Annotated in this window: 1 protein-coding gene; it reads left to right on the forward strand. The window is 74.9% G+C overall.

Features of this window, described 5'->3' with window-relative positions; translation table 11 throughout:
- Positions 1-680: hydantoinase/oxoprolinase family protein (locus ETD85_RS62630; protein ID WP_276617433.1), on the forward strand; the 680-nt coding region annotated here is incomplete at both ends.

Here is a 680-nt window from a genome sequence, read left to right on the forward strand (position 1 = left end):
CTTCCACCCCCTCCCCCGACTCCTTCGGCTCCTCCGGTGCGGTGGGCTCCGGCCTCGGGACCGGCGCGATCGTGTTGTCCCCGGCGCTGGCCGAGAAGGCGCTCGACCGGCTCGCGGGGCCGCTGGGGGTGTCGAGGGAGGAGGCGGCGTACGCCGTGCACGAGATCGTGAGCGCCTCGATGGCGTCGGCGGTGCACGTGGTGACCGTGCAGCGCGGCATCGATCCACGAGGCTTCGCGCTGGTGGCGTTCGGCGGCGCGGGCCCGATGCACGCGGCCAGGGTGGCCCAGCGGTTCGGGATCGGGACGGTGGTGGTGCCCGAGCACTGCGGGGTGGCCTCGGCGGCCGGGCTGCTGGCAGGTGACCTCTCGACGGACCGGGTCCTGTCCCGCCTCGACGCCCCGGACCCGGAGGAGATCTTCGCCGGGCTGGCGGCGGAGGCGGCGGCCGACCTGGGGGTCTCGCCGGAGGATCCGGACGTGCGCGTGTCCCGATCCGTGGACGTCCGCTTCAAGGGCCAGTCGCACGACCTGACCGTCGGCTGGACGCCCGTACGCGCGGACCTGGAGTCCCGCTTCCGCGACAGGTACGCCGAGGTCTACGGCATCCGGCAGAGCGGCGAGATCGAGCTGGTCAGCTACCGCGTCCGCGTCACCGCCCCAGCCGCGGCCCCGCCACCC

Source organism: Nonomuraea zeae (assembly GCF_005889725.1).
Lineage (GTDB): Bacteria > Actinomycetota > Actinomycetes > Streptosporangiales > Streptosporangiaceae > Nonomuraea > Nonomuraea zeae.